The organism is Pseudarthrobacter sp. Hb11 (assembly GCF_059383655.1).
This window is the reverse complement of the sequence record NZ_JBWZCM010000008.1, coordinates 123,920-147,096: the sequence shown is the minus strand read 5'-3', so window position 1 is coordinate 147,096 and position 23,177 is coordinate 123,920. Positions and strand designations below refer to the sequence as shown.

The window sequence follows — 23,177 nt, the reverse complement described above, 5'->3', positions numbered from 1 at the left end:
GAGCCTTAGCCATGCGTACCACCCCCAGTACCGTTGCATTCGACGGATGCCCAAAGCCTAAAACCAAATGTTGCAGAAAGTCCAGAACCCACTAAAACAAATCGACAAAATCAAAATTTATCCTCCAGCCGCCATCACGAACATGGCGATTGCAGTCACACTTCAAATGCCGCACTTAAAGTTAGTTACCCCCAAATGTGCCGTTCAATCCTCCACGAACTCCAGCAGGTCGCCAGGCTGGCAGTTCAGGACCCTGCACATCGCTTCCAAGGTACTGAAGCGGACTGCCTTCGCGCGACCGTTCTTTAACACCGCAACGTTGGCGGGAGTGAGGCCCACGCGGTCGGCGAACTCCCCCACGCTCATCTTTTGTTTGGCGAGTTCGACGTCGATGGGCACCACGATGGGCATCAGATTACTGCTTCCATGTCTGCCCGCAGGTCCGCTGCCTGCCGCAGCAGGGCACGCAGCACCACCACCACCAGGCCGAGGGCGGCGCCAGCCACCAGCATCAGGATCAGCAGGATCGGCACACCGGATTCATCGGCATTGAGCACCACCACGGCGGAGAACACCGCGAACATGATCCAGGCAGCGGCGATGGCCCATACGATCGCGTCCACCCACACCAAGGCTCCCCTAGTGAATATCTTGTCCTGCTTCACCATGCTGAGCAGCTTCCAGGTGCTCACGATGACCACCTGGACGCAGGCCACCTCCAGGACAAACAGGATGGTCAGGGGCCACTGCAGGTGTGCCCCCTCCGGATTCTCCTGCGCCATGTCGGCGAACTGGCCGGGATGGACATGACTTGGAACAGGAGCAGCAGAAGGAACGCCACCACGAGGACGGCTCAAAGCGCGGTGACTGCCAAACGGTCTATTGGCATGTATCGAGTCTCGAACTAAGTACCGAAAATCAATCGAAATTACCAGAGCGTCTCGGGACTCTCCCCCGCTGGTTAGCATCATTCCCGTGGAACGCACCGGACGGCGCAACAGGGGGTCTGACAGTCCCTGTTAGCCGGGCCCATCGTGCTGTTACCTAGTCCTTAGGACCGAATCAATCGAGAAACAGGAGAGGCAAGAACATGCGAGCAACTTATATGTACGGAGCCGGGGATGTGCGCGTGGAGGACGCCCCTATCGGCTTTGGCTCCATGTTCGGCCCCAAAAATCACCCTAACCGGCGGCCCCGCCCCGGTCCGCGCCTACATCGAGACCCTGCCGCCCGGCGTCCCGGATGGTTACCCCGCCATGGATTCCCGCGAATCCCTCAAAGTCCTGGTCCGTCCTTAATGCAATAAAACGCTCAACCAAGAGGAGTACTTATGGCCACCTGGCTTATCACGGGATGCTCGAGCGGACTCGGCCGGGCCCTTGCCCAGGCTGTGCTCACCCACGGCCACAACGTCGTCGTCACTGCCCGGAACGTCTCCACGGTGCAGGACATCGCCGACGCTTTCCCTGGCACGGCGCTGGCTCTCCCTTTGGATGTCACCGACGGAGCCCAGACCAGCTCTGTTGTGAAGCAGGCGCAGGAACGCTTCGGAGGCATCGATGTGCTGGTCAACAACGCCGGCTACGGCTACCGCGCAGCAGTGGAAGAAGCGGACGACGCCGACATCCGACAATTGTTCGATACAAACGTTTTCGGCGCTGTAGACCTGATCAAGGCAGTCCTGCCGGACATGCGGGCGAACAGGTCCGGGTCCATCCTGAACATCTCCTCCATCGGAGCGCGCCTCAAACCGGCCGGCTCCGGTTACTACGCGGCCACCAAAGCCGCGCTGGAAGCCATTTCGGGATCACTCCGCAAGGAACTGCATCCGCTGGGCATCAACGTCACCGTCATCGAACCCGGCGCATTCCGCACCGACTTCGCCGGCCGCTCACTCACCCAGTCGGCGACGGCGATCGTGGACTACGCCGAGACGGCCGGCAAGCGGCGCAAAGAGAACGACACCGTCCACGGTACCCAACCGGGCGATCCGGCCAAGGCGGCCGAAGCCATCCTGGCGATCGCGGACAGCCCGAACCCGCCGTCGCTGGCGGTGCTGGGGCAGGACGCCTGGGACGCCTTTGCCGCCGTTGCTGATGCGGAGCTCACTGAACTGGAGGAGTGGAAGGAGCTCAGCGTCAGCACGGGAATCGAGGACTAAGGGCGGGATCAAAGGGCGGGGGCGCCGGGTATTAGGGCACGCAACAGTTCCGTAATTCATGTGATGCTTGTCACTAAAAGCGCTTTCCTGCTTCTGCCTTAGGATTGCCTACCCTACAGTTCCTCGGGTGGGCATCTTTCCCCAAAGCCCAAAGGGACTCCGGTCCGCCCCTCACTTTTCCCCAGAAAGCAGTGCCTCAATGAAGATTCGCAACAGCGCTCTGGCCGGCATCGCACTCGCCGCCAGCGCCGCACTCAGCTTGTCCGCCTGCGCCGGCAGCACCACGCCCGCTTCCACCGGTTCAGCCTCCGCTTCCGCCTCAACTGGCGCAGTCTCGGGCGAAATCACGGTCTACAACGCCCAGCACGAAAGCCTGACCAAGGAATGGATCGATGCCTTCACGGCAGAGACCGGCGTAAAGGTGACCATGCGGCAGGGTTCGGACACTGAGCTGTCCAACCAGATCATCCAGGAAGGCCCGGCGTCCCCGGCCGACGTCTTCCTCACTGAAAACTCCCCCGCCATGACGCAGGTTGAGAACGCCGATCTCTTCGCTGATGTGGACAAAGCCACCACCGAACAGGTCCCGGAAGAATTCCGGCCCTCCACCGGCAAGTGGACCGGCATCGCCGCCCGCTCCACGGTCCTGGTCTACGACAAGAACAAGCTGACCGAGGACCAGCTGCCCAAGTCCATGCTGGACCTGGCCAAGCCGGAGTGGAAGGGCAAGTGGGCAGCTTCACCGTCCGGCGCCGACTTCCAGGCCATCGTCTCCGCCCTCCTTGAGCTCAAGGGCGAGGCTGCCACCGAAGAGTGGCTGGCCGGCATGAAGGAGAACTTCAAGGCCTACAAGGGCAACAGCACCGCCATGAAGGCAGTCAACGCCGGCGAAGTACCTGCCGCGCTGATCTACCACTACTACTACTACGGCGACCAGGCCAAGACGGGCGAGAACTCCAAGAACGTCACCCCGTACTACTTCAAGAACCAGGACCCGGGCGCGTTTGTGTCCGTTTCCGGCGGCGGCGTGCTGAAGACCTCCAAGAATGCGGCCGCGGCGCAGGCCTTCCTGAAGTTCATCACCGGCAAGAAGGGCCAGGAAGTCCTCAAGGACGGCACCTCCTTCGAGTACGCCATCGCCTCGGATGTTCCGGCCAACGAGAAGCTTGTCCCCATCGCGGATCTGCAGGCACCCACCGTTGACCCTGCCAAGCTGAACTCCCAGAAGGTCACCGATCTGATGACCAAGGCGGGACTCCTGTAATTTCGTGACTCCTGATGTATCGGCTCCCCCTCAAGGGAGCACGACGACGGCGGGCCGGGGCAGCAGCCCCCGCCCGCCTTTCGGCGTTTCAGCGGTGTCCATCCTGGCGGTGCTGATCGCCCTCTTTTCCCTCGTCCCCCTGGGGTACGTGGTTTACATGACGGCGGCAACGGGGTGGGACACCGCCGTCGAACTCATCTTCCGGCCACGGGTCCTCGAGCTGCTCCTCAACACCCTCCTGTTGATGGCCTTCACCGTCCCGCTCTGCCTTCTCCTGGGCGTGGCCGGCGCGTGGCTGGTTGAACGCACCGGGCTGCGCGGTGCCCGGATCTGGGCGGTTCTGCTGGCAGCACCGCTGGCCATACCCGCGTTCGTGAACAGCTACGGCTGGGTTTCGGCCGTCCCGTCCCTGGGCGGGTTGGGTTCCGGCGTCCTCATCGCCACGCTTTCCTATTTCCCGCTCGTGTACATCCCGGCCGCCGCCACCCTCAGCCGGCTGGACCCGGCCATTGAGCAGTCGGCAGCGGCGCTCGGGCTGGGCGCCTGGCGGACGTTCTTCCGGGTGGTGCTCCCCCAGTTGCGGATCGCCATGACAGGCGGCGCCCTCCTGGTGGGCCTTCATCTGCTGGCCGAGTACGGGGCGTTCGCGATGATCCGCTTCGACACTTTCACCACCGCGATCATGGTCCAGTACCAGTCCACCTTCAACGGGTCCGCCGGGAACATGCTGGCCAGCGTCCTGGTGTTCTTCTGCCTCCTCCTGCTCCTCGCCGAAGTCCGCAGCCGCGGGAACGCCAGGTACGCCCGCATCGGATCAGGCGCACAGGCCAGGGCGCTGCGGCTGCCGCTGCGCGCTTACCAGGTGCCGGCGCAGCTCTTCCTGCTGGCGCTCACGGCGCTGGCCTTCGGGCTGCCCCTGTTCTTCGTGCTGCGCTGGACAGTGGCCGGCGGAGCGGACATCTGGTCTGCGGATGAATTCCTGCCCGCCCTCCTGACCACCCTCGGCTACGGCCTGGCAGGAGCCGTTGCCACTACTGTGGTGGCTTTCCCCCTGGCCTACCTCGCCGTCCGCCGCCCCGGCTGGTTCAGCAAGTCCCTGGAACTTTCCAACTACGTCACCAGCTCACTGCCGGGCATCGTGGTGGGCCTGGCCTTCGTAACTGTCAGCATCCGGGTGGTCCCGGGGATCTACCAGACGGCGGGGGTGCTGGTGGCGGCCTACGTCCTGCTGTTCCTCCCCCGGGCCCTGGTGAACCTGCGGGCAGGGCTTGCCCAGGCGCCAAAGGAACTCGATGAGGCCGCGCAGGCACTCGGCAAGCCGCCGCTGCTCTCCTTCATCCGGGTCACCCTGCGGCTCACGGCACCCGCGGCCGCGGGCGGAGCTGCCCTGGTGTTCCTCGCCATCGCCAACGAACTCACTGCCACCCTGCTGTTGTCCCCCAACGGAACCCGCACTCTGGCAACCGAGTTCTGGAGCAAGAGCAGCGAAATCGACTACGCCGGGGCCGCCCCCTACGCACTCCTGATGATCCTGCTCTCGGCCCCCATGACCTACCTCCTCTTCCAGCAGTCCAAGAAAGTAGCCGGCCAGTGACCGAACAATCCCCTCCCCGGCTGCCGGAACCGCGGATCGCCCCATCGGTGGCGCCGTCCACCAACAGCCACCTGGAGATCACCGAGCTCACACGGAATTTCGGCACGCAGGCCGTGCTGAAGGGCGTCAACCTTTCCGTTGCCAAGGGCGGAACCACCGCCATAGTTGGTCCCTCCGGCTCGGGCAAAACCACCCTGCTCCGACTGATTGCCGGGTTTGAGCACCCGGCCACCGGCAGCATCTCACTCAGCGGGAAAAGGGTAGCGGGCGACGGGGCTTGGGTTCCGGCCCACAAACGACATATCGGGTACGTGGCCCAGGACGGCGCCTTGTTCCCGCATCTCACTGTGGCCAAAAACGTGGCATTCGGACTCGACAAAACCAAGCTGGACGGCGGCCGGCGGGCGGTGGCGGACCGGGTCCGCGAGCTCCTGGAGATGGTGTCGCTGGATCCGGACATGGCCAAGAGGCGTCCCCACCAGCTTTCCGGGGGCCAGCAGCAGCGCGTTGCCCTTGCCCGCGCCTTGGCCCGTGAACCGGAATTGATGCTCCTGGATGAGCCGTTCTCCGCGCTCGATGCCGGACTCCGCGTAGCCACCCGCAGGGCGGTGGCCAAGGTCCTGAACCAGGCGGGTGTTACCACCATCCTGGTGACCCATGACCAAGCCGAAGCGCTCTCCTTCGCGGACCAGGTAGCGGTGATGCGCGGCGGAAAGCTTGCACAGATCGGCAACCCGTTTGTGGTGTACACCCGCCCGGCGGACCGCGCTACCGCCGAATTCCTGGGCGACGCCGTAATCCTGGACGCCTGGATGGAAGGGTCCTTGGCGACGTGTTCGCTCGGCGGGATCCCCGTCCGCCGGCCACCCGCGCAGGGCCGGGTGCAGCTGATGCTCCGGCCCGAACAGATCCGGATCGCCGAGGACGGCCCCATCCGTGGAGTGGTGGTGGAGACAGACTACTTCGGCCCTGAAACCACTGTGCGGCTAAAGCTTGCCGTGCCGCCCGAACTGGCCAGCAGAGCCGACCACCGTTATCCGGGCGGCGGCGAAGTCATCACCATCCGGCACTGGAACGCCTCCCTCGCCCGGCCTGGGATGGAGCTTTGCCTGCGCGTTGTGGGCGAAGGCGTGGCGTTCCCGTCTGAATCCTGACCGGCCGCAGGGCGTTCCCAGCTCGGTAGCGGCGGTATCATCGAGGGTTGCCCCGATCCAGCGGCGCCCGCCCCGAGAGGTATGTAGTGTCAGTCGAGATAATCTCTTCATCACCCCGCCGCGCCCACCGCGCCGCCCGAATGGCGGCCAAAACACCGTTCAGGCCCGAGATCCAGGGACTCCGCGCGCTGGCGGTGCTCATGGTGGTGGCCTACCACGTGTGGCTGGGCCGCGTTTCGGGTGGCGTGGACGTTTTCCTGATGATTTCGGCGTTCCTGATGACCCTGCAGTTCACGAATAAATTCGACCGGGAACAGTCGATGGACCTGATCCGTCACTGGCTGCATCTCTTCAGGCGCCTGTTGCCGGCCTCGGCGGTGGTCATTGCCGCGACCTTGCTGGCCACGTTCCTTTTCGTGCCAAGGATCCGCTGGCTCAACATCGTGGAACAGGGTTGGGCTTCGCTGCTGTACTTCCAGAACTGGCTGTTGAAGGCCCAGTCCGTGGACTACTACGCGGAGGACCGCGGCCTGGCCAGCCCGTTCCAGCACTTCTGGTCGCTCTCCATTCAGGGGCAGGTCTTCATCCTTTGGCCCCTGATCTTTGCCGCTGCTGCGGTAGCTGCCAGGGCCTTCCGGTTACGGTACCGGGTTCTTCTGACCTATCTGTTCGGCGGCATCTTCGCGGGCTCGTTGATCAATTCCGTCTTTTACACATACTCGAACCAGGCGCAGGCCTACTTTGACACCGGCGCACGGCTCTGGGAGTTCGCGCTCGGTTCGCTGGTGGCGTTGGTTCTGCCCGGCTTGGCTCTCTCGCGGATGGTTCGCGTGGTGCTGGGTTGGGTAGGTGTGCTGGCGATGCTCGGCTGCGGTTTGGTCCTGCAGGTCCAGACCGCCTTTCCCGGATTCATCGCGCTCTGGCCGACGCTGGCCGCCGCTGCCGTCGTGGTGGCCGGCCAAAGTGGAAGCCGCTTCGGAGTGGACCGGATCCTCAGCTCGCGGTTCCTCATCCGGTTGGGTGATAACTCGTTTGCGTTGTATCTCTGGCATTGGCCTGTTCTTGTCATCTACCTCATCTGGTCCGGAAAGGACCACGCGGGTTGGCTCTCAGGCAGTGCGGTTGTCGCCGCCTCCCTGGTCCTTGCCTTTCTGACGTCGCGGTTTGTGGACGCGCCGGGGCGCCAGTGGAAGTGGCCGGAGGTCAGGCGCCGCCGGGCCACCATCGCCATCGTGGCGATAGCAGCAGTGGCTGCGGTCCCGCTCGCCGGGTGGCGGTATGTCTTGGACGAGGAGAACCGGGTCCTGCTCAGTGAAGCGCAGAGGAACAACCCGGGATCGAAGGCCCTCCTCCCCGGCTATATCGACACGACAGATGCTGACGCCGGAATCCTCCCGACCGCAGCGAAACTCTCCAAAGACTGGGCGAACCTAAGTATCCGCTGCAAGGGCGAGATGGCACCAGGGCCGGGAGCACTCGAAAAAACCTGCATCCAAACACCGGAGATTGAGCAGCCGGACAAGAAAGTGCTTGTTGTAGGCAACTCCCATGCCCAACAGTGGATGGGGGCGCTGAAACCCATCGCTGAGCGGAACAATTGGCAGCTGTATTCACTTCTTAGGGGTGGCTGTGTTTATGCAGCTCCCGGGGCCGATGTCAGCAAGGAGTGTGCCGCATTCAACGCAGAGGTTGACCAATACCTCGAAAAGCACAAACCGGATGCGATCTTCACAGTAGCCACGTCAGCAAGTCCATCATCGCCTGCCGAAAGGCTGAATCCCGGTTATGAAGCGATGGCCCGTGCGGTCACAGCCCAGGGAATCGACGTCATTGGCATTCGTGACAACCCGCGGTTCCGCAGCAGCATGGCAAACTGCGTCGTGACCAAGGGGCCCGATGACCCCGCCTGCAACCCACCCAGACAAAGCGTCCTGCCGGACCAGCCCCCTTTTGCCCCACTAGTGAACCAAATTCCAGGGCTCTCGCTTCTGGATATGTCTGACAGCATCTGCACCCCCACCACATGCCCGGGTCAAATCGGCAACATGTTCGTCTACCTGGACAACAACCACCTCAGCGCGACCTATGCCGCAAGCATGTCCGAAGAGTTGGAAAGGAGGCTGATGGCCGCGACAGGCTGGTGACCGACCAGGGTGTCCGGTCTCAGCCCAATACCCTCCGGCAGGTGCAGGAGGGTATTGGGCTGTAGTGGGTTCATGTGTCCGTCAATCTGTGCGCACCTGGCCGGTGGCCGTGCCCCCGCGGCTGGATTCGGCCCTTACTGTAGTGATCTGGTAGGTCGGGCCGGGTTTGGCCGTCAGGGACCAGTTACCGAGCGAGTTGATCATGACGGTTCCCAGCTTGGTCTTGGCACGTCCGAAGGAGACATCGTAAATGGTGACCGACGCCGAGCCGGAAGGGACGGCCCCGCCGACCCTGGAGGTGCCGGCAATGGCCAAGTCCTTCCGGAGGCGGTGCCGTGCGGTGGTGATGCTAAGGACTTCGGCCTGTGCGGCCGGGGCTTCAGCCGTTGGGGTCGGGGTGGGCGTTGCTGTTTGGGTGGGTGTTGCGGTGCCCGTTGGTTCAGGCGAGTCGCTTGAGTCGCCATCGGCTGGTTCAGTAATTGTTGGTGCCGGTTCCTCCACCGCCACGGGGGTGATTGGGTGCGGACGTGACGCCTCGATGGGATCGTTGGGATCCGGATCGTTCGGGTCCATGCCCACGCTGAACTGGGCCATCATGTCGTGATCCTCGTGCGGGAGGTTGTGGCAGTGGATCATGTACCGGCCGCGGTGGTGCTCAAACTTCATCAGCAGCCGGACCGTCTCGCCCTCACCGACGTAGACAACGTCCTTTGGCCCGCGTTCGTAGTTGAAGGGAGCTCTCCCGTTGCGGCTGAGGATTTGGAAGTCCACCAGGTGAATATGGACCGGATGGAACCAACCGCCTGAGCTGTTTTCGATTTCCCAGATTTCCACGTCATCCAGGTCAGGGTCTGCCAGAACTTTCTTGTAGCCGCTCTCCACCACCTCGTCCCACGTCATGCCCCCGAAGGTCCATATGTCGCCGTCACGCTTCACCCGCATACGCCGGGTCTTCACCGACTCGGAAGTCTTCAGGCTCATGGTGGTGCTCGAGGCGAGCAGTGTCGGCATGACCTTTGCGGCCGGTCCGGACGTATCCACGGGTTCATCCGTCACATCAAAGGCCATGACCCTGCCGGTGTAGTCGTAGTCAATGTTGTTCTTGTTGGACGCGTTGCGCAGTTCCACGCGCTTTCCTGCGGGGTACTTGGAGAAGTCGATGAGGATTTCGTAGCGCTCCGCGCTGCTGTGCCGCCATGACGTCACCTGCTGGGCAGTGGGCATCAGGCCACCATCCGTGGCGACCATTGTTACGGGATCCCCGGTGCTCAGGGAGAACCGGTAAGAACGTGAAATGGAGGCGTTAAGGACGCGGAAGCGGTAAATCCGCCGCTGCACCTTCATTACCGGCCAAGGGGCGCCGTTTACCAGAATGACGTCGCCCCACAGGCCGGAGTGGGTGTTGTCGTCGTAGCCCAGGGAGCCGTTGGCGGCGAACATGGCATCGGAAACGGTTAACGGTACATCGAACTTTCCTTGCGGGAGCAGGTTCCGTTCCACCTCGTCGTGCAGGTGGTAGTGGCCCGCCAACCCGGAATAGACACTTTGTGCTGTGTTGTGGACGGCATGGTCGTGGTACCAGAGAGTCCGCGCCGGCTGGAAATTGGGGTACTCGTAGTCCTTGCAGAAGCCAAGTCCGGTCAGATCGTTGGCGTACCCGTCGAATTGCGGCAGTGAAGCGGAACCGTGCAGGTGGGTGGAGGTATCGAGCCGGTACCCCCACTGCGGATGGAGCAGCGGCAGCACGTTGTCCATCATGAGAGTGATGCGGTCGCCCTGATTCACCTTGATTGTGGGGCCCGGAAACGTCCCGTTATAGCCGAGGATGGGCGTGCTCAGTCCCGGCACAATGTTCGCCGAGCTGAGCTTCTGCTCAATGCGGTAGTGGTGCCTGTTGTGGCCGTCGGCATCCACCGTTGTTTTTGAGGGCACAAGGACCTTGGGGACCGTCAAAGTCCGCTGGTAAGGCTTGGGCATGTTAGTCGGAGCCAGCCGGCTTGCTGACTTGGCCTCAACTGATCCCAGTGGGACGGCAAGCCCAAAGGCGCCGATGATTCCGATACCACCTAATTGCATTGCCTGCCGGCGTGAAATGGACATGCACACAGCGTGGGGGGAGCACATTGCGAAAACATTGGGAAATTCCGGGGACCCGGTGATGCCAAGGATTTCCCAAGCGGGTTACGCCAAGCTGGCATGACGTAAGAGGCCCATTGCCGTGTGAACGGGATCAGGGCCAGTAGAGCGGCGGAAGGGGCGCGATGTCGCTGAGAACACGGGTCATGGCATGGCTGGCGCTGCTGGTAGGCGGGATGCTGTCACTGGTCTGGGCCTACACCTACGGCAGCAGTGCGAACCCTGGCTTACTGGCCAGGACAGGCCCGGCCGTGACCTGGGGCTTGCCCACCGCCAAGCTGGTGTTCAACCTCGCCAGTGCCGGCACTATCGGCGCCTTGGCGCTGGCAATCTTCGCACTCCCCCACGGTGGAATCCCTCATCAGCGGGCACTCCGGCTTGCCGGATGCTCGGCGGCCGCCTGGGCCGTGGCCGCCGCGGTACACACCTCCGCAAGCTTCCTGCTCCTTGCCAACCGGGCACCTACGGAGGGCTTCGGTGATGAATTCCTGACGTACCTGACCAGGATTGACGCCGGCCGTGCCGGTGCCCTCAGCACTCTCATAGCCGCGGCCGTGACACTGATGTGCTTCCGGCTCAAGAGCCCGCGCACTCTTGCCGTCACCGCCGTCGCGGCTTTCGCCGGGCTGTTGCCGCTGGTCATGAAATCCCATGCGGCCGGCGGCATCGACCACGCGGACAGCACCACCGCCCTGTTCGTCCACGCCGCCACCGCGGCGGTCTGGCTCGGCGGCCTCCTTGCGCTGGTAGTGCTGCGACCAGTGCTGCCGGCGGGCCAGCTGGGCGTGACGGTACGCCGGTACTCGACCCTGGCGCTGATCAGCTTTATCGCCCTCGCAGTCTCAGGATTCCTGGGCGCCCTCACCAGAATCAGTACGGTCGAGTCCCTGCTGAGCCCCTATGGTGTGATCGTCCTGGCCAAGGCCGGAGTCTTCGTCATTCTCGGGCTGTTCGGGGTGCTGCACCGGCGCTGGTCGGTGGGACGGATTGAAAAGAACCCGGACCGGGGCGGCAGGCACTTCACCGGCCTCACCGTCGTCGAACTCGCAGTCATGGGCGCCGCCTCCGGGATGGCTGCGGCACTGGCCCGAACAGAACCCCCGCCGGCCGCAGGGTCCGGAAAGACGTCCGCCGGGGACTTCGCCGCAGGGCTGCCCGAGCCCGGCCTCTGGGAATACCTATCCCGCTGGGCCCCTGACCCGTTATGGATCCTGGCCTGCGGCTTCGCCGTCGTTGCGTACGTTGCCGGCGTGCGGCGCCTCCGGACCGTGGGCCGGTCCTGGCCCGCGCATCGCACTGTGGCGTGGCTTGCGGGAATGGCAGTCCTGTTCGTGGTCACGAACGGGGGTGTGCACATCTACCAGGGCTACTTGTTCAACGCCCACGTACTGACGCAGATGATGCTCACTGCTGTGGTGCCACTACTGCTCGTCCCGGCCGCCCCGCTGACCCTGGCCAAAATGGCTGTCACGGCCAGAACCGACGGCAGCACCGGAGTCAAGGAAGTCCTGGAACGGTCCGTTGAACCGGCACTGGCAGCGCTGCGCAGGGATCCGATTCTGAACATATTTATCCTCGCCGCGTCCCTGCTCGTCATCTACTACACTCCTCTGCTCGAATGGGCGGCCGTGGGACAAATCGGCTACAGCATCATGACCTTGCTCGCCCTGCTCACCGGCTCTCTCGCCACCGCCGCGCTCATCGCGGCCCCGGACCAAGGCATCAGCAGCTCACGCAGCCGGCTGTTTGTACTGGCAGGCATGGCCGGCGTCTACGCATTCGGCGGGTTGAAACTTCTGGAGCAGGCTCCTGCAATGGAGATGCCCTGGTTCACATTGGTAGGCCAACCCTGGGGGTTCTCTCCGGCTGCTGCCGCGGAACTGGGCGGCCCCATCATGTGGTCCATCGCCGCCGTAGCACTCGCCATTACAGCCGTCATGATCATCGTTCGCCGCGGCCAGAGCCCGCAAGACCAGGATCCGGGGCCCGCGGGCAGCACAGCCCGGCAGTCGGCGGCTGTACATGAAGAACTGCCCACTCCCTCTGCCTGAGCGGTAGCGGCTCGCCGGTTCCCTCACACAGGGCCCGGGTTACAAGGTATGGCGGGATGCTCGACATCAAGGACGCATCGTGCGTGCCAGTCAGCAGGGCCGGGAACATGAAGCCTCACCTGACAGCAGCCACGCCCCGGGACCGCCGCCCAAGGTTTTCCCACGCTGATGTGCCTAGCGTGGGGATTGTTCTACCGGTCTGGCCGCATGGGAGGAGGCACAGATGTATCTCCAAGGCGCACTGGGCCTAATTGATCCGGCAGTACTTGGGCGGTGCTCATCGCAAGCCCGCCGGCCACGGCACAGTTTCTCCGGCGGCGCCTGCCCGGGGGGAACGGCGGACCGTCATGAACGCCCTGCATGGGCTGCAGGCCCAGTTGCGGCCGTAAAATCTATCAGTTCCGCACTGCAGCTAGCGTTGATCCGTGGGAAAAAGGAACGCCGATGATGCCACGTGCTTCGTTCCGGCTGTTCCGTACCGGGTTGATCGGATCAATCGTGCTCGGCCTCGCTGCCGGGGGGCACCTGGCTGCTGGAGGGCAGTTGCCGGCGCTGTCAGTTCTGGCGGCCCTGTGCGGCGTAACCATCATGCCGGTGGCAGCAATGACCCACTTCCGGCTGTGCTTTCCTGTTCTGACTGGTTTGCTTGGCGCCGGTCAACTGTGGCTTCACTGGGCCTTTGACGCCTTGTCCGTGGGAACTCCGTCGCCGGTCCTGACGGCGGTGCTCGCCGGCCACGCCGGACACTTCGCAACACACCCAGTCCACGAGACGGCAGCTGTTACCGTCCCGGTGCATGGGGCAGCCCCGGACCCGCTCATGTTTGCCTCACACGCGGTGGCTACCCTGATCACGGCGCTGCTCCTGGCGCGGGGAGAAGGGGCCCTCGGAGTCCTGGCCAGCTGGTTCGAACCACTCCTGAGGCGACCCCAAACCGCCCTCATCTTCCCGACCCGTGCCCCGGGCCTCTGCGTCCGGTCGGTCGTTCTTCCCTCGCCGCGGCCCGGGGTCCGGCTGCCGTCACGGCGCGGACCCCCAGCACTGGCACCCGCTGCCTAGCGCCTGTCCCTGCACGGACAGGAAGAAGGCGGCACTCCACCGCTTACACCGGACACGCCGCCATGCGGCCGTCCGTTCCTGACCCATGCATGTTCTTGAAAGGCACCCACCGTGAAGACCTCCATCCGCCGTACCCTCAAGATCACCGGGGCCACCGCCCTAACAGCTGTCCTCCTGGCCGTCGGCGCGGCCGCGGCCTCTGCTCATGTGACCGTCGATCCGTCCGTCACGAAAGAGGGTGGATTCACCAAGCTAACCTTTAGCGTTCCCAATGAATCCGCCACGGCCAAAACCAACCGGCTCGAAGTGAAGCTGCCCACCGAGACCCCGCTGACATCCGTCTCGGTCAAGCCCATTGACGGCTGGACAGCCCAAGTCATCACCACAGACCTGCCCAAACCCGTAGAGGTCCAGGGTGCGACGGTCACAAAAGCCCCTACCAGCGTGGTCTGGACCGCCGATGACGCGCATCAGATCGGACAAAACGAATTTCAGATGTTCACCATTTCCGTAGGCCGCCTCCCCGTGGCCGGCACCACGGTGGTCCTGCCCGCAGCGCAGGGCTATACGGACGGGACCACGGTCAACTGGGCTGACACGGTGGTTGCCAACCACGACCATTCAGCAGCAACGTCCACCGCAACGGCATCAGCAGCACCCACTGCCGCCGAGCGGGCCCACCCGGCACCGTCCTTCGTGACCACTGCGGCAGAATCGGACACCGCCCAGACCGGGACGGCCGCCGCAGCCGCTGAAGCGGCGCCCGCCGCGCCGGTTGCCGCTGCTTCTTCATCCAGTGGCGGGGACACTGCAGGCTGGCTTGGGCTCGCCGCCGGCCTGATCGGGCTCGCCGCCGGTGGGACCGCACTGGCACGCAGCCGCCCCGTCAGAAGCAACTAGGCACCCGCTTCCCGCGGAAACACCGCCGGGTTCTACCGCCGCGGGTTCCTCCGCTCCGCCCTCACCGGTGGTGCTGCCGCTTTGGCACGTCATCCCCAGCAGCACCACCGGACGTGAAAAACAAGACCCTGACTTTTAGTAGCCACCCCTAAGATCCGCCAAAGCCGCCCCTAAGATCCGCCAAAGCCGCCCCTGACAGCATTTGACCGGAAACCATCGGGCCCCAAAGCCGCGGCTGGTTGAGATAGAGACCTTAGGCTGCCTCGGTCAACCTAAGCCGTCCGCGTGGCCCAACGTTCCATGGGCGCCTTCCTTATCCCAGGTTTCCACAAGGTGCCTCCCAAGACGCTGGTCTTGTTCGGAAATTAGCTGTAGCTCACGAACTGAATGACAAACGCGGATTGGAAACAGCCGGGTCGCGCTAATGACCTCGGTCCATCGGCCAGGCCGCCGCCGAGCAGACAGTCCGGCTTTGATTCCCGTGAGTCAGTGCCACGGTCTTATCGATGGCTTGAGCCCCCCCCCATTTGCGGGAAGGCCCAGCGATTTATTGCCCGGAAACGAGGCTTCGACAAGGTTTTTGCAACAAGGGTTCTAACGTTTCTCCAACTCGGGTTCGTGAAAGTAGTTGTTATCTCGCAGGCGTCAGTCCTGCAGCTGAACTATTCCGGGGCCTGAGAGCTCCGTTAAGGAAAGGACCCGTAATGAGCTTTCGAAAGCTTGTTTCTCCCGGTTCGCCTGGTAACTCGTCCTCACGCAGACTTGTCACTGGCTTGCTCGCAGGAACCACCACGCTGGCACTTGTGGGAGCTGGTGCGTCCGTTGTGATGGCGGCGAACCCGCCAGCCGGCCCTGGCAACATTGAAATCTTCACCAAGCGCGACATGGTCGCTATCGAGGGATACGCTGCACAGGCGGGACAGGACGCCACGATCCGCGTGTCCCGGGGCGGTAGCCTTATCGGCGTCGCACGCGGCGTGGTCGATAGCACCGGCTTCCTTGAGGTCAATCACCCCGGAGGTGTCTGCTGGGATCTGGTCACACCCAACATCTCCGGAGGCGACGACGTCACGGTCGAGTTTGCGGACGGCAGCTCAGACGGAGCGATAGCAGGCACGGCGGTCATCACCTCAGTCGACGCTGTTGACGGGACGCCCACTCCGGACGTCGCCGGTGATGTCGAGGGCAAGGTTGTGGTCAAGGGCACGTACGGCGCGGACGTCGACACCGCCCGCATGGCGGTCGAAATCGTTAACCCCGACATGAGGGCCATGGGCATCGGCGAGCGGGCAATCGGCTGGCCCGACGACGAGGTACCTGTCGGCTACAAGGTTGAGGGCAACGCTGAGAACGGTGAATTCACTGTGACGTACGGTTTCTTCTCCAAAGCCGAGCGGGACGCCGCTCTTGCTGGTGACCCGTCCGTCGCCAGCTGGCAGGCAGAACCGGTTGGCGTTGAGGCCCAGCTCGGCCTGACTATCTCCGAGTTCAAGGAGATCGACGGTCCAGGCTTCGGCGGATGCCCCGCGGGGCCCTCCGGGCAAACACCCAACCAGCCAACTGAGGCCTTCGCCAGCACAGCAGGCAAGAGCAGCATCACCGCCACCTGGGCACCGGCCACCGTTCCCGCGGACGCTCCTCCCATCACCGGCTACGAGGTAATCGCAGAGGACACTGTTCTGGGCCAGGAGGTGAGCATCAAGGTCGGAGCCGAAGCAAAAAGCGCAACCATCCGCGGCTTGGTGGACGGTCAGGCGTACCCGGTGAAGGTCGTGGCATTGAACGGACAGGCAAGTAACCCTGCGGCGGCCGGCACGGTAACGGTTACGTCTGCTGAGGCGCCTCCAGCGGCTTCCGCACCTGCAGCTCCAGGCAACGTGGCCGTGAAAGACGGCTCCCTGCTCGGTTCAGCGGATGTCACATGGACTGCGGCCGCCGCCAACGGCTCGGCTGTAACCGGGTACACAGTTCAAGCGCTGTCCGGGGATGAGGTAGCCGCTACGGCTGATGCCGGTAGCGGTGCCACTTCGGCCAAGCTCGAAGGGCTGAAACCAGGAACGGAGTACAGCTTCATCGTCACTGCTAACAGCGGTGCGGGCAACACCGCAGCTGAACGAGTGGCCTTCTCCGTGCAGGCAGGGGCCTTGACAGCACCGGCCGCTCCGAATGTCGTTCGGGTAACCACCGGCAATGGCAGCGGGACTGTCGAATGGCAGGCTGCAGCCGCCGGCAATACACCGGTTACCGGTTACGTCCTGACGGCCACCCCGGCATCCGGAACAGCTGTCACGGTGAAGACGGACGCGGCAGCGCGTAACGCCGCGCTGAGCGGGCTTACCAATGGCACCACCTACACCCTCAAGCTGGTCGCGACCAGCGCGGCAGGCGAGAGCGCTCCGGCAACCTTTGGTACCGGCGCTTCGGCAACCCTGACTCCCGCGGATCAGCTCACGGCCACGGCCGAGTTCCGCGCTGACAGGCGGGAATGGAGGATTGGTGGAAGCGCCAGCATCACCACAGGCAACACAATCACGGCAACCAACTCCAACGGTGCGCGGATCGGTACCGCGACGGTCGCTGCTGACGGTAGCTGGACGATCCGCGCTCGTAACTCGACCGCGCCAGTGACGCCAACCATCAAGGTGACGTCCTCCGCGGGCGGATCCATCACGGTAGCCGCCAGCACAAGGTAGCCGAATCCACTGAAGAAGGAGCGGATCTTTGAACTGCTCCCCGAAGGTTGGACTGGAAGTTCAGTTCTGACTTACGGGGAGCAGTTTCATGTGTGAAAGCAGTTGCACGACAGAGGGCGCGTTCGCGAAAATACTGCTCACCTGGGAGGCACCGCGGGACCGCTGTCCAGCACGAATAGGTAGTTTCAGACGTAAATAAATAGTCCCGCCGTAGCCCGGTGGCTCCCGGTAGACACCGGGAAGCCGCCGGGCTTCGGCGTGTGCCGCAATGACCCCATCACCGGCTGGGCCCGCGGAACGCACGACGACGGCAGGTTGCCTTTCCGAGCAAGGTAACCCGCCGCCGTCGGACCTTCATCGAACCTGAACGTCATGCGTCTCTGCACCGTCGCTGGCACTACTCCTGATGGGCCGTCGTGCGGCTGAAGGAAAGACCACGGGGCGCCGGAACAGGCTCAGCGACCTGCTGCAAAGATTGGCTCGGCGGTGGGTTAACGCAGGAAACGAGGGCCTCCTGGCTTTGAGATGAGTGTGATGACTCAAACCAATGCCAGGGGCCCTCGCGCTGTTACCTGACCTATAAATCGAAGCTAGGTGGCCTTCAATACCCCTGTGTCCCGGCCGGAAGACTTGGCAACAAGGTGCCGGCCGGCGAAACGGAGGGCGGGAGCGGCCACGCCGAACGCTGCGGTGACAGAAGTTCCGGCTCCCGGTGCTGAACGGACTTCAAAGGTGCCACCGGCCTGCCGGATCGTGTCCCCGAGGATCCTCAGGCCAAAATGACCTTCGGTGCGGGGTTCGCTCGGGTTGAAGCCCACGCCATCATCGGAAACTGTGAGCTGTGTCCGCTGGCCGGCCTGCCAGATCCGGATTCCCACCGATTGCGCGGAGGAATGCTTGCTGACATTGACAAGAGCCTCCCGCGCCACCCGGTAGAGCAGAACCGCCCGGTCCCGGTCGAGCACGAGCTTGTCCGGGATTTCAACCGTGAGGTCAATTCCGCGCTCAACCAAGGGTGCCTCCAGCCTCGTCAGGGAAGCCTGGAGCCCGAGCTCCTCAAGGTCAGGGGGATAAAGCTCACTGGTCATGGCCCGCAGGGTGCGGATATTGTCCTGGAGCATTGTCCGGGCATTGACAAACACGGGCTGCAGCTCAAGCGGACCACGGCGCTCCTCCGATTCCAAGGCGTACGCCAACCCGGACAAGTCCTGGATGACCTCGTCATGGAGTTCGCTGGCAATCTGGCGGCGCTCCTGGTCCGATGCCTCGATGGCGCAGCGCAGCATCGCGTTGCGCGCCGCCTGATGGACCTGCATCCTCCGTGCCAGGCGGACGGCCGGAACCAGTTGCGTCAGCTGGAGGACCGCCAAAGACAGCGCCATGGGCGGCACCATTCCCATCAGGACTGCTTGCTGTTCGCGGCGGACTCCATCGCCGGAGGTGTACGTTTCGAAGATCATCGGGGCTCCATTTGCGGAAGCGGAGCGGGCATACACTTCCACGAGTTCGCCGGACTCCGCCTCGAACTCGTTTTCTTCCTCAGTTTGGTTTTCAAAGGTTGCCGTGGCCGGCCCGCCTTCCAGTAGCTCGCGCGCCCATTCCTCCGTTTCGAAATCCTGGCCGATGAGGGACTTGACGTCAGAGTAGACCACGCGGAATTGCTCGTCCCACACCTTAATTCTTGTCACGCCGCTCTCAGCCAGCCACGGCTCCAACCTCTGGTCCAGCAGTTCCATCGCGGCGGGATCCCGGGCAAGGAGCTTGTCCGTTATCAAGGGCCCCACCACGTTATCGGCCAGGCGCTGGGTGATGTCCCTGGCGTTGGCCAGGGCGTGCCGTTCCGCTTCGGCACCCACCCAGAAGGAGATGGGGACGGCAACCAGGACGAGGGCCGCGAAACCGGCTGTGAGAAAACGGGCCACAGCTGCCCTGACTTCGCGCCGCTCGGCGGCGTCGCGGCTAACGGTGGCGGCGTGGCCAACGGTGGCGGCGTGGGTGGACTTCCCCGCAAAAAGTTTGCGCACGGTGCTCTTGCCGGTCACTTCCCCAAAGGTCCCGATGCGGAGGGGACGGTGCTGCCCCACCTTGCCACCAGGGACGGATTCACGATCATGTTACCGGCGTGGGCGTGCCTCAGGGTGTCCAGCATGACTCCCAAAGCGCCGTCCTTCGGAAGGAACCCGCAGATGCCCATGCGCGCGGCCTCCCGCAGCGCCTCCTGCGACGGGTTGCCCGTTAACATCACGATCCGGGTTTCCGGCGCTTCGGCGAGGATACGCTCGGCAGCGTTGAGCCCGGAGCCGTCAGGAAGGTACAGGTCCATGATGACGACGTCGGGCCCAAGGTCCCGGAACATCGTCACCGCGGATGCCACGGACTTCGCCGCTCCCACACTTTGCAGGTCCGGCTCGCGGTCCAGCGCCCCGGCCAGCAGGTCGGAAAACGTGGTGTGGTCATCAACGATCAGGATCCGCAGGCGTCCGGTTTCCTGCCGGGTGACCACATCCGGGTCTGTCATCAGGGCAATGGAACCACTCGCCGTGAACCCGTGGCTGGGGCGATGGGGTTCCGCTGGCCTGGAAGTTGCCGCAGTGCTCCTCAGAAGCCTGGTCTGTGCCTCCCTCAGCGCCGGACCCGGGGCACAGCCCAGTTCCTGGTCAATGGTCCTGCGGCAGCGGTCATAAGCCCGCAGGGCTTCAGTGTTCTCGCCATTCTGCTCAAGCCCAAGAATCAACGCGGTCCAAGCCCGTTCGTTGAGGGGATCCTCCTTTACCGCCGCACCGCCCCAGGCAATAGCCTTGCCGACGTCCCCCACAGAAAGGGCGGTTTCTGCGGCCATGACGCGGGCCAGGCTGACCTGGGCTGCATGGGTAGCCCGCTCCTCCTCCGCCCAAGCGGGCAGCAGTTCGTCCCCCAGCAGCGGAGCGGAGGCCAGGTCAAGTGCTTCTGTCAGCAGTTCTAGCGCCGCGCCCGGCTCCGCCTGGCCGGCCATTTTGGTCAGTGTCTCGAACCGGTCCAGATCCAGTTCCACCAATGACCGGTCGATGGCATAGCCTCCGGTGACAGTTCGCAGCGGACCTGTTCGTCCGGTGCCGGGCTGCAGGTGGCGCCGGAGGACGCTGACATAACTTTCAAGGGTAGGCAGGGCAACGGCAGGGTGGTTGCCACCCCACAGCAAATCCATAAGCCGGGTCTTCGACACTGCAGTGCCAAAATTCATCAGCAGAATTTCGAGTACCTGGCGGGGCTTGGGTCCGCCAAGGTCGTTGGCGCTCAGCTCGATGTCGCCGCGGCGGATGGTCAGGGGTCCGAAAACCGAAATCTGAAGCGCCGGCGCCTGCGGCGACACTTCGCTTACAAGTCCTGCAGGCCCGGTGCTATCTGCCAGTTCCAAGGTAATCACGAAGGTTCCCCCCAAAGTAGTTCTGTGGTGCGTGGTTCTCATTGAAGGGGGCGGGCTATTACCGAACAACAGTGGTCAGTACTCACATCTGAAACCGCGCTGCACTTGGTCCCACGTGGGGTACGTGGAACCCCTGCCGCGGAAACCGCAGCAGGTCCCGGCGGGCAACAAACGGCGGGAGACGTTTCCGCAGGTGAACCCGTGGAACAGGGACTCCAGGCAAACCTGGGGAAAAGCCTGGGCGGCACAACGTAAGGGGTGATTCCGCCACCAAAGCTTTCCCCAAGCAGGCCTACGTAATTTTGTAGAAAACAGATACCGCCCTGGTGCAGGCACCAATATGACGGGATTCAGGATGAGACCGCGGATCGCAATGACGGACAGAGTTTCCGCCAGCATGCGCACTTCGCCGCTGACCCAGGGCTGGCACGGCTTCCGCGCAGAACTGCGCACCGTGCGCTTTCGGGTACTGGCCACGGTCCTGGCTTTCCTGGCGGCCGGCCTGATGGCTACCGGCATTACCACCCTCGCCCTGGACCTGCGCACCCTCAACAGCCGTGTCAACGAAGAGCTCCTGCTGCAGTCCGCCCGGCTTCAAAACGTTGCGGCACAGGGCGCCCCGGGCGGCGGGCCGTACACGTCACTCGACAAGCTGTTCACCGTATTCCTTCAGGGTGACGCTCCCGGCAGGTACGAATCGGTAATGGCGACGGTAAACGGTGGCAATTCATTCCTGCCCGCCGGAGAGCAGCCCACCGATCTCGCTGATCCCGTATTGCTCGAGGCAGCCCGCGCCCAGCACGTTGAAAATCAGACTGTCTTCCATGACTTGCCGCTGGACGCGCGGACGGTGCGCTTGGCTATAACCTCCGTATCGCTCGGAGACGGAGACGGAGACGGAGACGGAGGCCCCGGCGGCTTGCTGGTCGCAGCAAGCGAAGTCGGCCGGCAGCGGGAGCAGATGATCGGGTCCTTCGGCACCTTTGCAATCGCGTCGCTGGCCACGCTGCTGCTGGCCGGCGCCGTGGGCTTCGCAGTGACAGGCCGCCTGTTTGTTCCCATCAGGCGGCTTCGCCAGGCAACCGGATCCATCACGTTTGAGGACCTGAGTACCCGAGTGCTGGTCCCAGCCGGTGACGACGACGTTTCGCAACTGGCAACTGACTTCAACCGGATGCTGGACAGGCTGGAAAAGGGCATCGCGGACCAGCGCCAGTTTGTGGACGACGCCAGCCATGAACTCCGAACACCCCTGACCATCATCGGCGGCCATCTCCAACTGCTGCAGGCGGAAGATCCCAAAGACGTCAGCGAGACCCAGGTGCTGCTCCTGGAGGAACTGGACCGCATGCAGTCCCTCGTGGATGAGCTCCTGATGCTGGCCCGCAGCGGCCGTCCGGGCTTCGTCCGGCTGGAATGGATCGACGCCGACGCCTTCCTTCAAGCGGCGATGGACAGGATCAGGGTCCTGGCAGATCGACGGTGGAAGATCGAAAGCATGCCCGGCGGCCACGTTCGCGCAGACCGCAACCGCCTCACCCAGGCCATCGAACAGTTGGCCGCCAACGCGGTGCAGTCCACGCGGCGCCATGACGCTATCTCCCTTGGTGCAGCCTGGACCGCGACAGCCGGCGGCACGGCGCCGCACGGACCTCGGGATCCTTCCCTTGCCGGCCTCGAAATTTGGGTGGCTGACACTGGGTGCGGAATCAGCCCCGCGGACCAGGAACGTATCTTCGAACGCTTCGCCAGAGCCGGCGTCTCCCGCGGCAGCGAAGGGTCGGGCCTCGGCCTGCCAATCGTCAAGGCCATCGCCGAAGCCCACCGCGGAACGCTGCGGGTGACTTCGCGGGTCAATGAAGGCAGCCGGTTTGTGCTCTCACTTCCAGGAGGAACCCCATGACACGGATACTGATTGCGGACGACGAGCCGAGGATCGCGGGCTTCATTACCAAGGGGCTCACTGCTGCCGGCTACACCACCTCATCAGTGGAGGACGGCATCCGCGCCCTGGACTACGGCAGCTCCGGGGAGTTTGACCTGCTCATTCTGGACATCGGCATGCCCAGGATGGACGGCTTCGCTGTGCTCTCGGCTTTGCGCGCCATGAAGTGCACCATCCCGGTTATCGTCCTGACCGCCAAGGATTCGCTGCAGGACACCCTGGCCGCGCTCGACGGCGGTGCGGACGACTACATGACCAAACCCTTCCGGTTCGAGGAACTCCTCTCGAGGATCCGGCTGCGGTTGCGCGATCACCCGGGAGTCCAGGCGGTACCCCACCCCGCGCAAGGGGACGTCACGCTCGATGCCGACCTTCGCAGCGCAAAAGTCCAGGGGCGGATGGTGCCGTTGTCCGCCCGGGAATTTGCCATGGCCCGGGCCTTCGTAGAGAACGCGGGCAAGGTGCTCACCAGGGAACAGCTGCTGAGCCGGGTGTGGGGATACGACTTTGACGGGTCCTCCAACGTGGTGGACGTCTACGTGGGCTACCTGCGCAACAAACTCGGGCCCGAACGATTCCTGGCTGTCCGGGGCGCGGGTTACCGCTTTGTAGTTGCGCCTGCAGCCCAGCCCCAGCTCCAGACCGGTACATGAGAGGTCTCTCATGAACGTCT

Annotated in this window: 16 protein-coding genes and 1 pseudogene; 12 read left to right on the top strand and 5 right to left on the bottom strand. The window is 63.7% G+C overall.

Annotation, left to right across the window (positions count from 1 at the left end):
• Positions 1 to 204: 204 nt before the first annotated feature.
• Together AC50X7_RS13030 and AC50X7_RS13025 are read right to left on the bottom strand one after the other, a co-directional pair.
• Positions 205 to 411 (bottom strand): helix-turn-helix domain-containing protein, encoded by a 207-nt coding sequence (locus AC50X7_RS13030; protein ID WP_494979387.1) that lies wholly within the window; start codon positions 409 to 411, stop codon positions 205 to 207.
• Complete coding sequence (locus AC50X7_RS13025) at positions 411 to 782, bottom strand: DUF2975 domain-containing protein (protein WP_494979386.1); 372 nt, start codon at positions 780 to 782, stop codon at positions 411 to 413. Before AC50X7_RS13025 ends, AC50X7_RS13030 begins: the two co-directional genes overlap by 1 nt.
• A gap of 335 nt (positions 783 to 1,117) precedes the next feature.
• On the opposite strand from AC50X7_RS13025, the pseudogene AC50X7_RS13020 reads away from it, so the two are divergent.
• The 6 genes and pseudogenes from AC50X7_RS13020 to AC50X7_RS12995 form a co-directional block, all read left to right on the top strand.
• Positions 1,118 to 1,298: pseudogene (locus AC50X7_RS13020) on the top strand (IMP dehydrogenase); the annotation flags it as partial.
• Between the two features lie 32 nt (positions 1,299 to 1,330).
• Positions 1,331 to 2,161, top strand: a complete 831-nt coding sequence (locus AC50X7_RS13015) for an oxidoreductase (protein ID WP_494979385.1) — start codon at positions 1,331 to 1,333, stop codon at positions 2,159 to 2,161.
• A gap of 199 nt (positions 2,162 to 2,360) precedes the next feature.
• Complete coding sequence (locus tag AC50X7_RS13010) at positions 2,361 to 3,425, top strand: iron ABC transporter substrate-binding protein (RefSeq protein ID WP_494979384.1); 1,065 nt, start codon at positions 2,361 to 2,363, stop codon at positions 3,423 to 3,425.
• A gap of 4 nt (positions 3,426 to 3,429) precedes the next feature.
• Positions 3,430 to 5,019, top strand: coding sequence for an ABC transporter permease (locus AC50X7_RS13005; protein ID WP_494979383.1), 1,590 nt, complete (start codon positions 3,430 to 3,432; stop codon positions 5,017 to 5,019).
• Positions 5,016 to 6,173 (top strand): ABC transporter ATP-binding protein, encoded by a 1,158-nt coding sequence (locus AC50X7_RS13000; RefSeq protein ID WP_494979382.1) that lies wholly within the window; start codon positions 5,016 to 5,018, stop codon positions 6,171 to 6,173. Before AC50X7_RS13005 ends, AC50X7_RS13000 begins: the two co-directional genes overlap by 4 nt.
• An 86-nt stretch (positions 6,174 to 6,259) precedes the next feature.
• Entirely contained in the window at positions 6,260 to 8,317 is a 2,058-nt protein-coding gene (locus tag AC50X7_RS12995; protein ID WP_494979381.1) for an acyltransferase family protein, read from the top strand.
• A gap of 81 nt (positions 8,318 to 8,398) precedes the next feature.
• On the opposite strand, the gene AC50X7_RS12990 is transcribed toward AC50X7_RS12995, so the two are convergent.
• The gene (locus tag AC50X7_RS12990; RefSeq protein ID WP_494979380.1) at positions 8,399 to 10,417 is read right to left on the bottom strand and encodes a multicopper oxidase family protein; all 2,019 of its coding nucleotides are present in this window, start codon (positions 10,415 to 10,417) and stop codon (positions 8,399 to 8,401) included.
• 161 nt (positions 10,418 to 10,578) lie between these two features.
• Between AC50X7_RS12990 and AC50X7_RS12985 the strand changes: the two genes are divergently transcribed.
• From AC50X7_RS12985 to AC50X7_RS12970, 4 genes are all read left to right on the top strand, one after another.
• The gene (locus AC50X7_RS12985; protein WP_494979379.1) at positions 10,579 to 12,504 is read left to right on the top strand and encodes a bifunctional copper resistance protein CopD/cytochrome c oxidase assembly protein; all 1,926 of its coding nucleotides are present in this window, start codon (positions 10,579 to 10,581) and stop codon (positions 12,502 to 12,504) included.
• A 444-nt stretch (positions 12,505 to 12,948) separates the two neighbouring features.
• The gene (locus AC50X7_RS12980; RefSeq protein WP_494979378.1) at positions 12,949 to 13,563 is read left to right on the top strand and encodes a hypothetical protein; all 615 of its coding nucleotides are present in this window, start codon (positions 12,949 to 12,951) and stop codon (positions 13,561 to 13,563) included.
• Positions 13,564 to 13,674: 111 nt separating this feature from the next.
• Complete coding sequence (locus tag AC50X7_RS12975; protein WP_494979377.1) at positions 13,675 to 14,463, top strand: YcnI family copper-binding membrane protein; 789 nt, start codon at positions 13,675 to 13,677, stop codon at positions 14,461 to 14,463.
• A 773-nt stretch (positions 14,464 to 15,236) separates the two neighbouring features.
• Positions 15,237 to 17,156, top strand: a complete 1,920-nt coding sequence (locus tag AC50X7_RS12970; RefSeq protein WP_494979376.1) for a fibronectin type III domain-containing protein — start codon at positions 15,237 to 15,239, stop codon at positions 17,154 to 17,156.
• Positions 17,157 to 17,746: 590 nt separating this feature from the next.
• Here the strand turns inward: AC50X7_RS12970 and AC50X7_RS12965 are convergent.
• Both AC50X7_RS12965 and AC50X7_RS12960 read right to left on the bottom strand, forming a co-directional pair.
• A complete protein-coding gene (locus AC50X7_RS12965) occupies positions 17,747 to 19,180 on the bottom strand; it encodes a sensor histidine kinase (protein ID WP_494979375.1) in 1,434 nt (477 codons plus the stop codon).
• 14 nt (positions 19,181 to 19,194) lie between these two features.
• Positions 19,195 to 20,559, bottom strand: coding sequence for a BTAD domain-containing putative transcriptional regulator (locus tag AC50X7_RS12960; RefSeq protein WP_494979374.1), 1,365 nt, complete (start codon positions 20,557 to 20,559; stop codon positions 19,195 to 19,197).
• Positions 20,560 to 20,956: 397 nt separating this feature from the next.
• On the opposite strand from AC50X7_RS12960, the gene AC50X7_RS12955 reads away from it, so the two are divergent.
• On the top strand, positions 20,957 to 22,462 hold the full coding sequence (locus tag AC50X7_RS12955) for a sensor histidine kinase (protein ID WP_494979373.1): 1,506 nt from the start codon (positions 20,957 to 20,959) through the stop codon (positions 22,460 to 22,462).
• Complete coding sequence (locus tag AC50X7_RS12950) at positions 22,459 to 23,157, top strand: response regulator transcription factor (RefSeq protein WP_494979372.1); 699 nt, start codon at positions 22,459 to 22,461, stop codon at positions 23,155 to 23,157. The genes AC50X7_RS12955 and AC50X7_RS12950 overlap by 4 nt, the downstream gene beginning before the upstream one ends.
• Positions 23,158 to 23,177 lie beyond the last annotated feature (20 nt).

Excerpts from the sequence above, each read along its gene's own strand:
- AC50X7_RS13030 (WP_494979387.1), bottom strand. The coding sequence starts at position 411 with ATGCCCATCGTGGTGCCCATCGACGTCGAACTCGCCAAACAAAAGATG.
- AC50X7_RS13025 (WP_494979386.1), bottom strand. The coding sequence starts at position 782 with ATGGCGCAGGAGAATCCGGAGGGGGCACACCTGCAGTGGCCCCTGACC.
- AC50X7_RS13015 (WP_494979385.1), top strand. The coding sequence starts at position 1,331 with ATGGCCACCTGGCTTATCACGGGATGCTCGAGCGGACTCGGCCGGGCC.
- AC50X7_RS13010 (WP_494979384.1), top strand. The coding sequence starts at position 2,361 with ATGAAGATTCGCAACAGCGCTCTGGCCGGCATCGCACTCGCCGCCAGC.
- AC50X7_RS12990 (WP_494979380.1), bottom strand. The coding sequence starts at position 10,417 with ATGTCCATTTCACGCCGGCAGGCAATGCAATTAGGTGGTATCGGAATC.
- AC50X7_RS12985 (WP_494979379.1), top strand. The coding sequence starts at position 10,579 with ATGTCGCTGAGAACACGGGTCATGGCATGGCTGGCGCTGCTGGTAGGC.
- AC50X7_RS12980 (WP_494979378.1), top strand. The coding sequence starts at position 12,949 with ATGATGCCACGTGCTTCGTTCCGGCTGTTCCGTACCGGGTTGATCGGA.
- AC50X7_RS12955 (WP_494979373.1), top strand. The coding sequence starts at position 20,957 with ATGCGCACTTCGCCGCTGACCCAGGGCTGGCACGGCTTCCGCGCAGAA.
- AC50X7_RS12950 (WP_494979372.1), top strand. The coding sequence starts at position 22,459 with ATGACACGGATACTGATTGCGGACGACGAGCCGAGGATCGCGGGCTTC.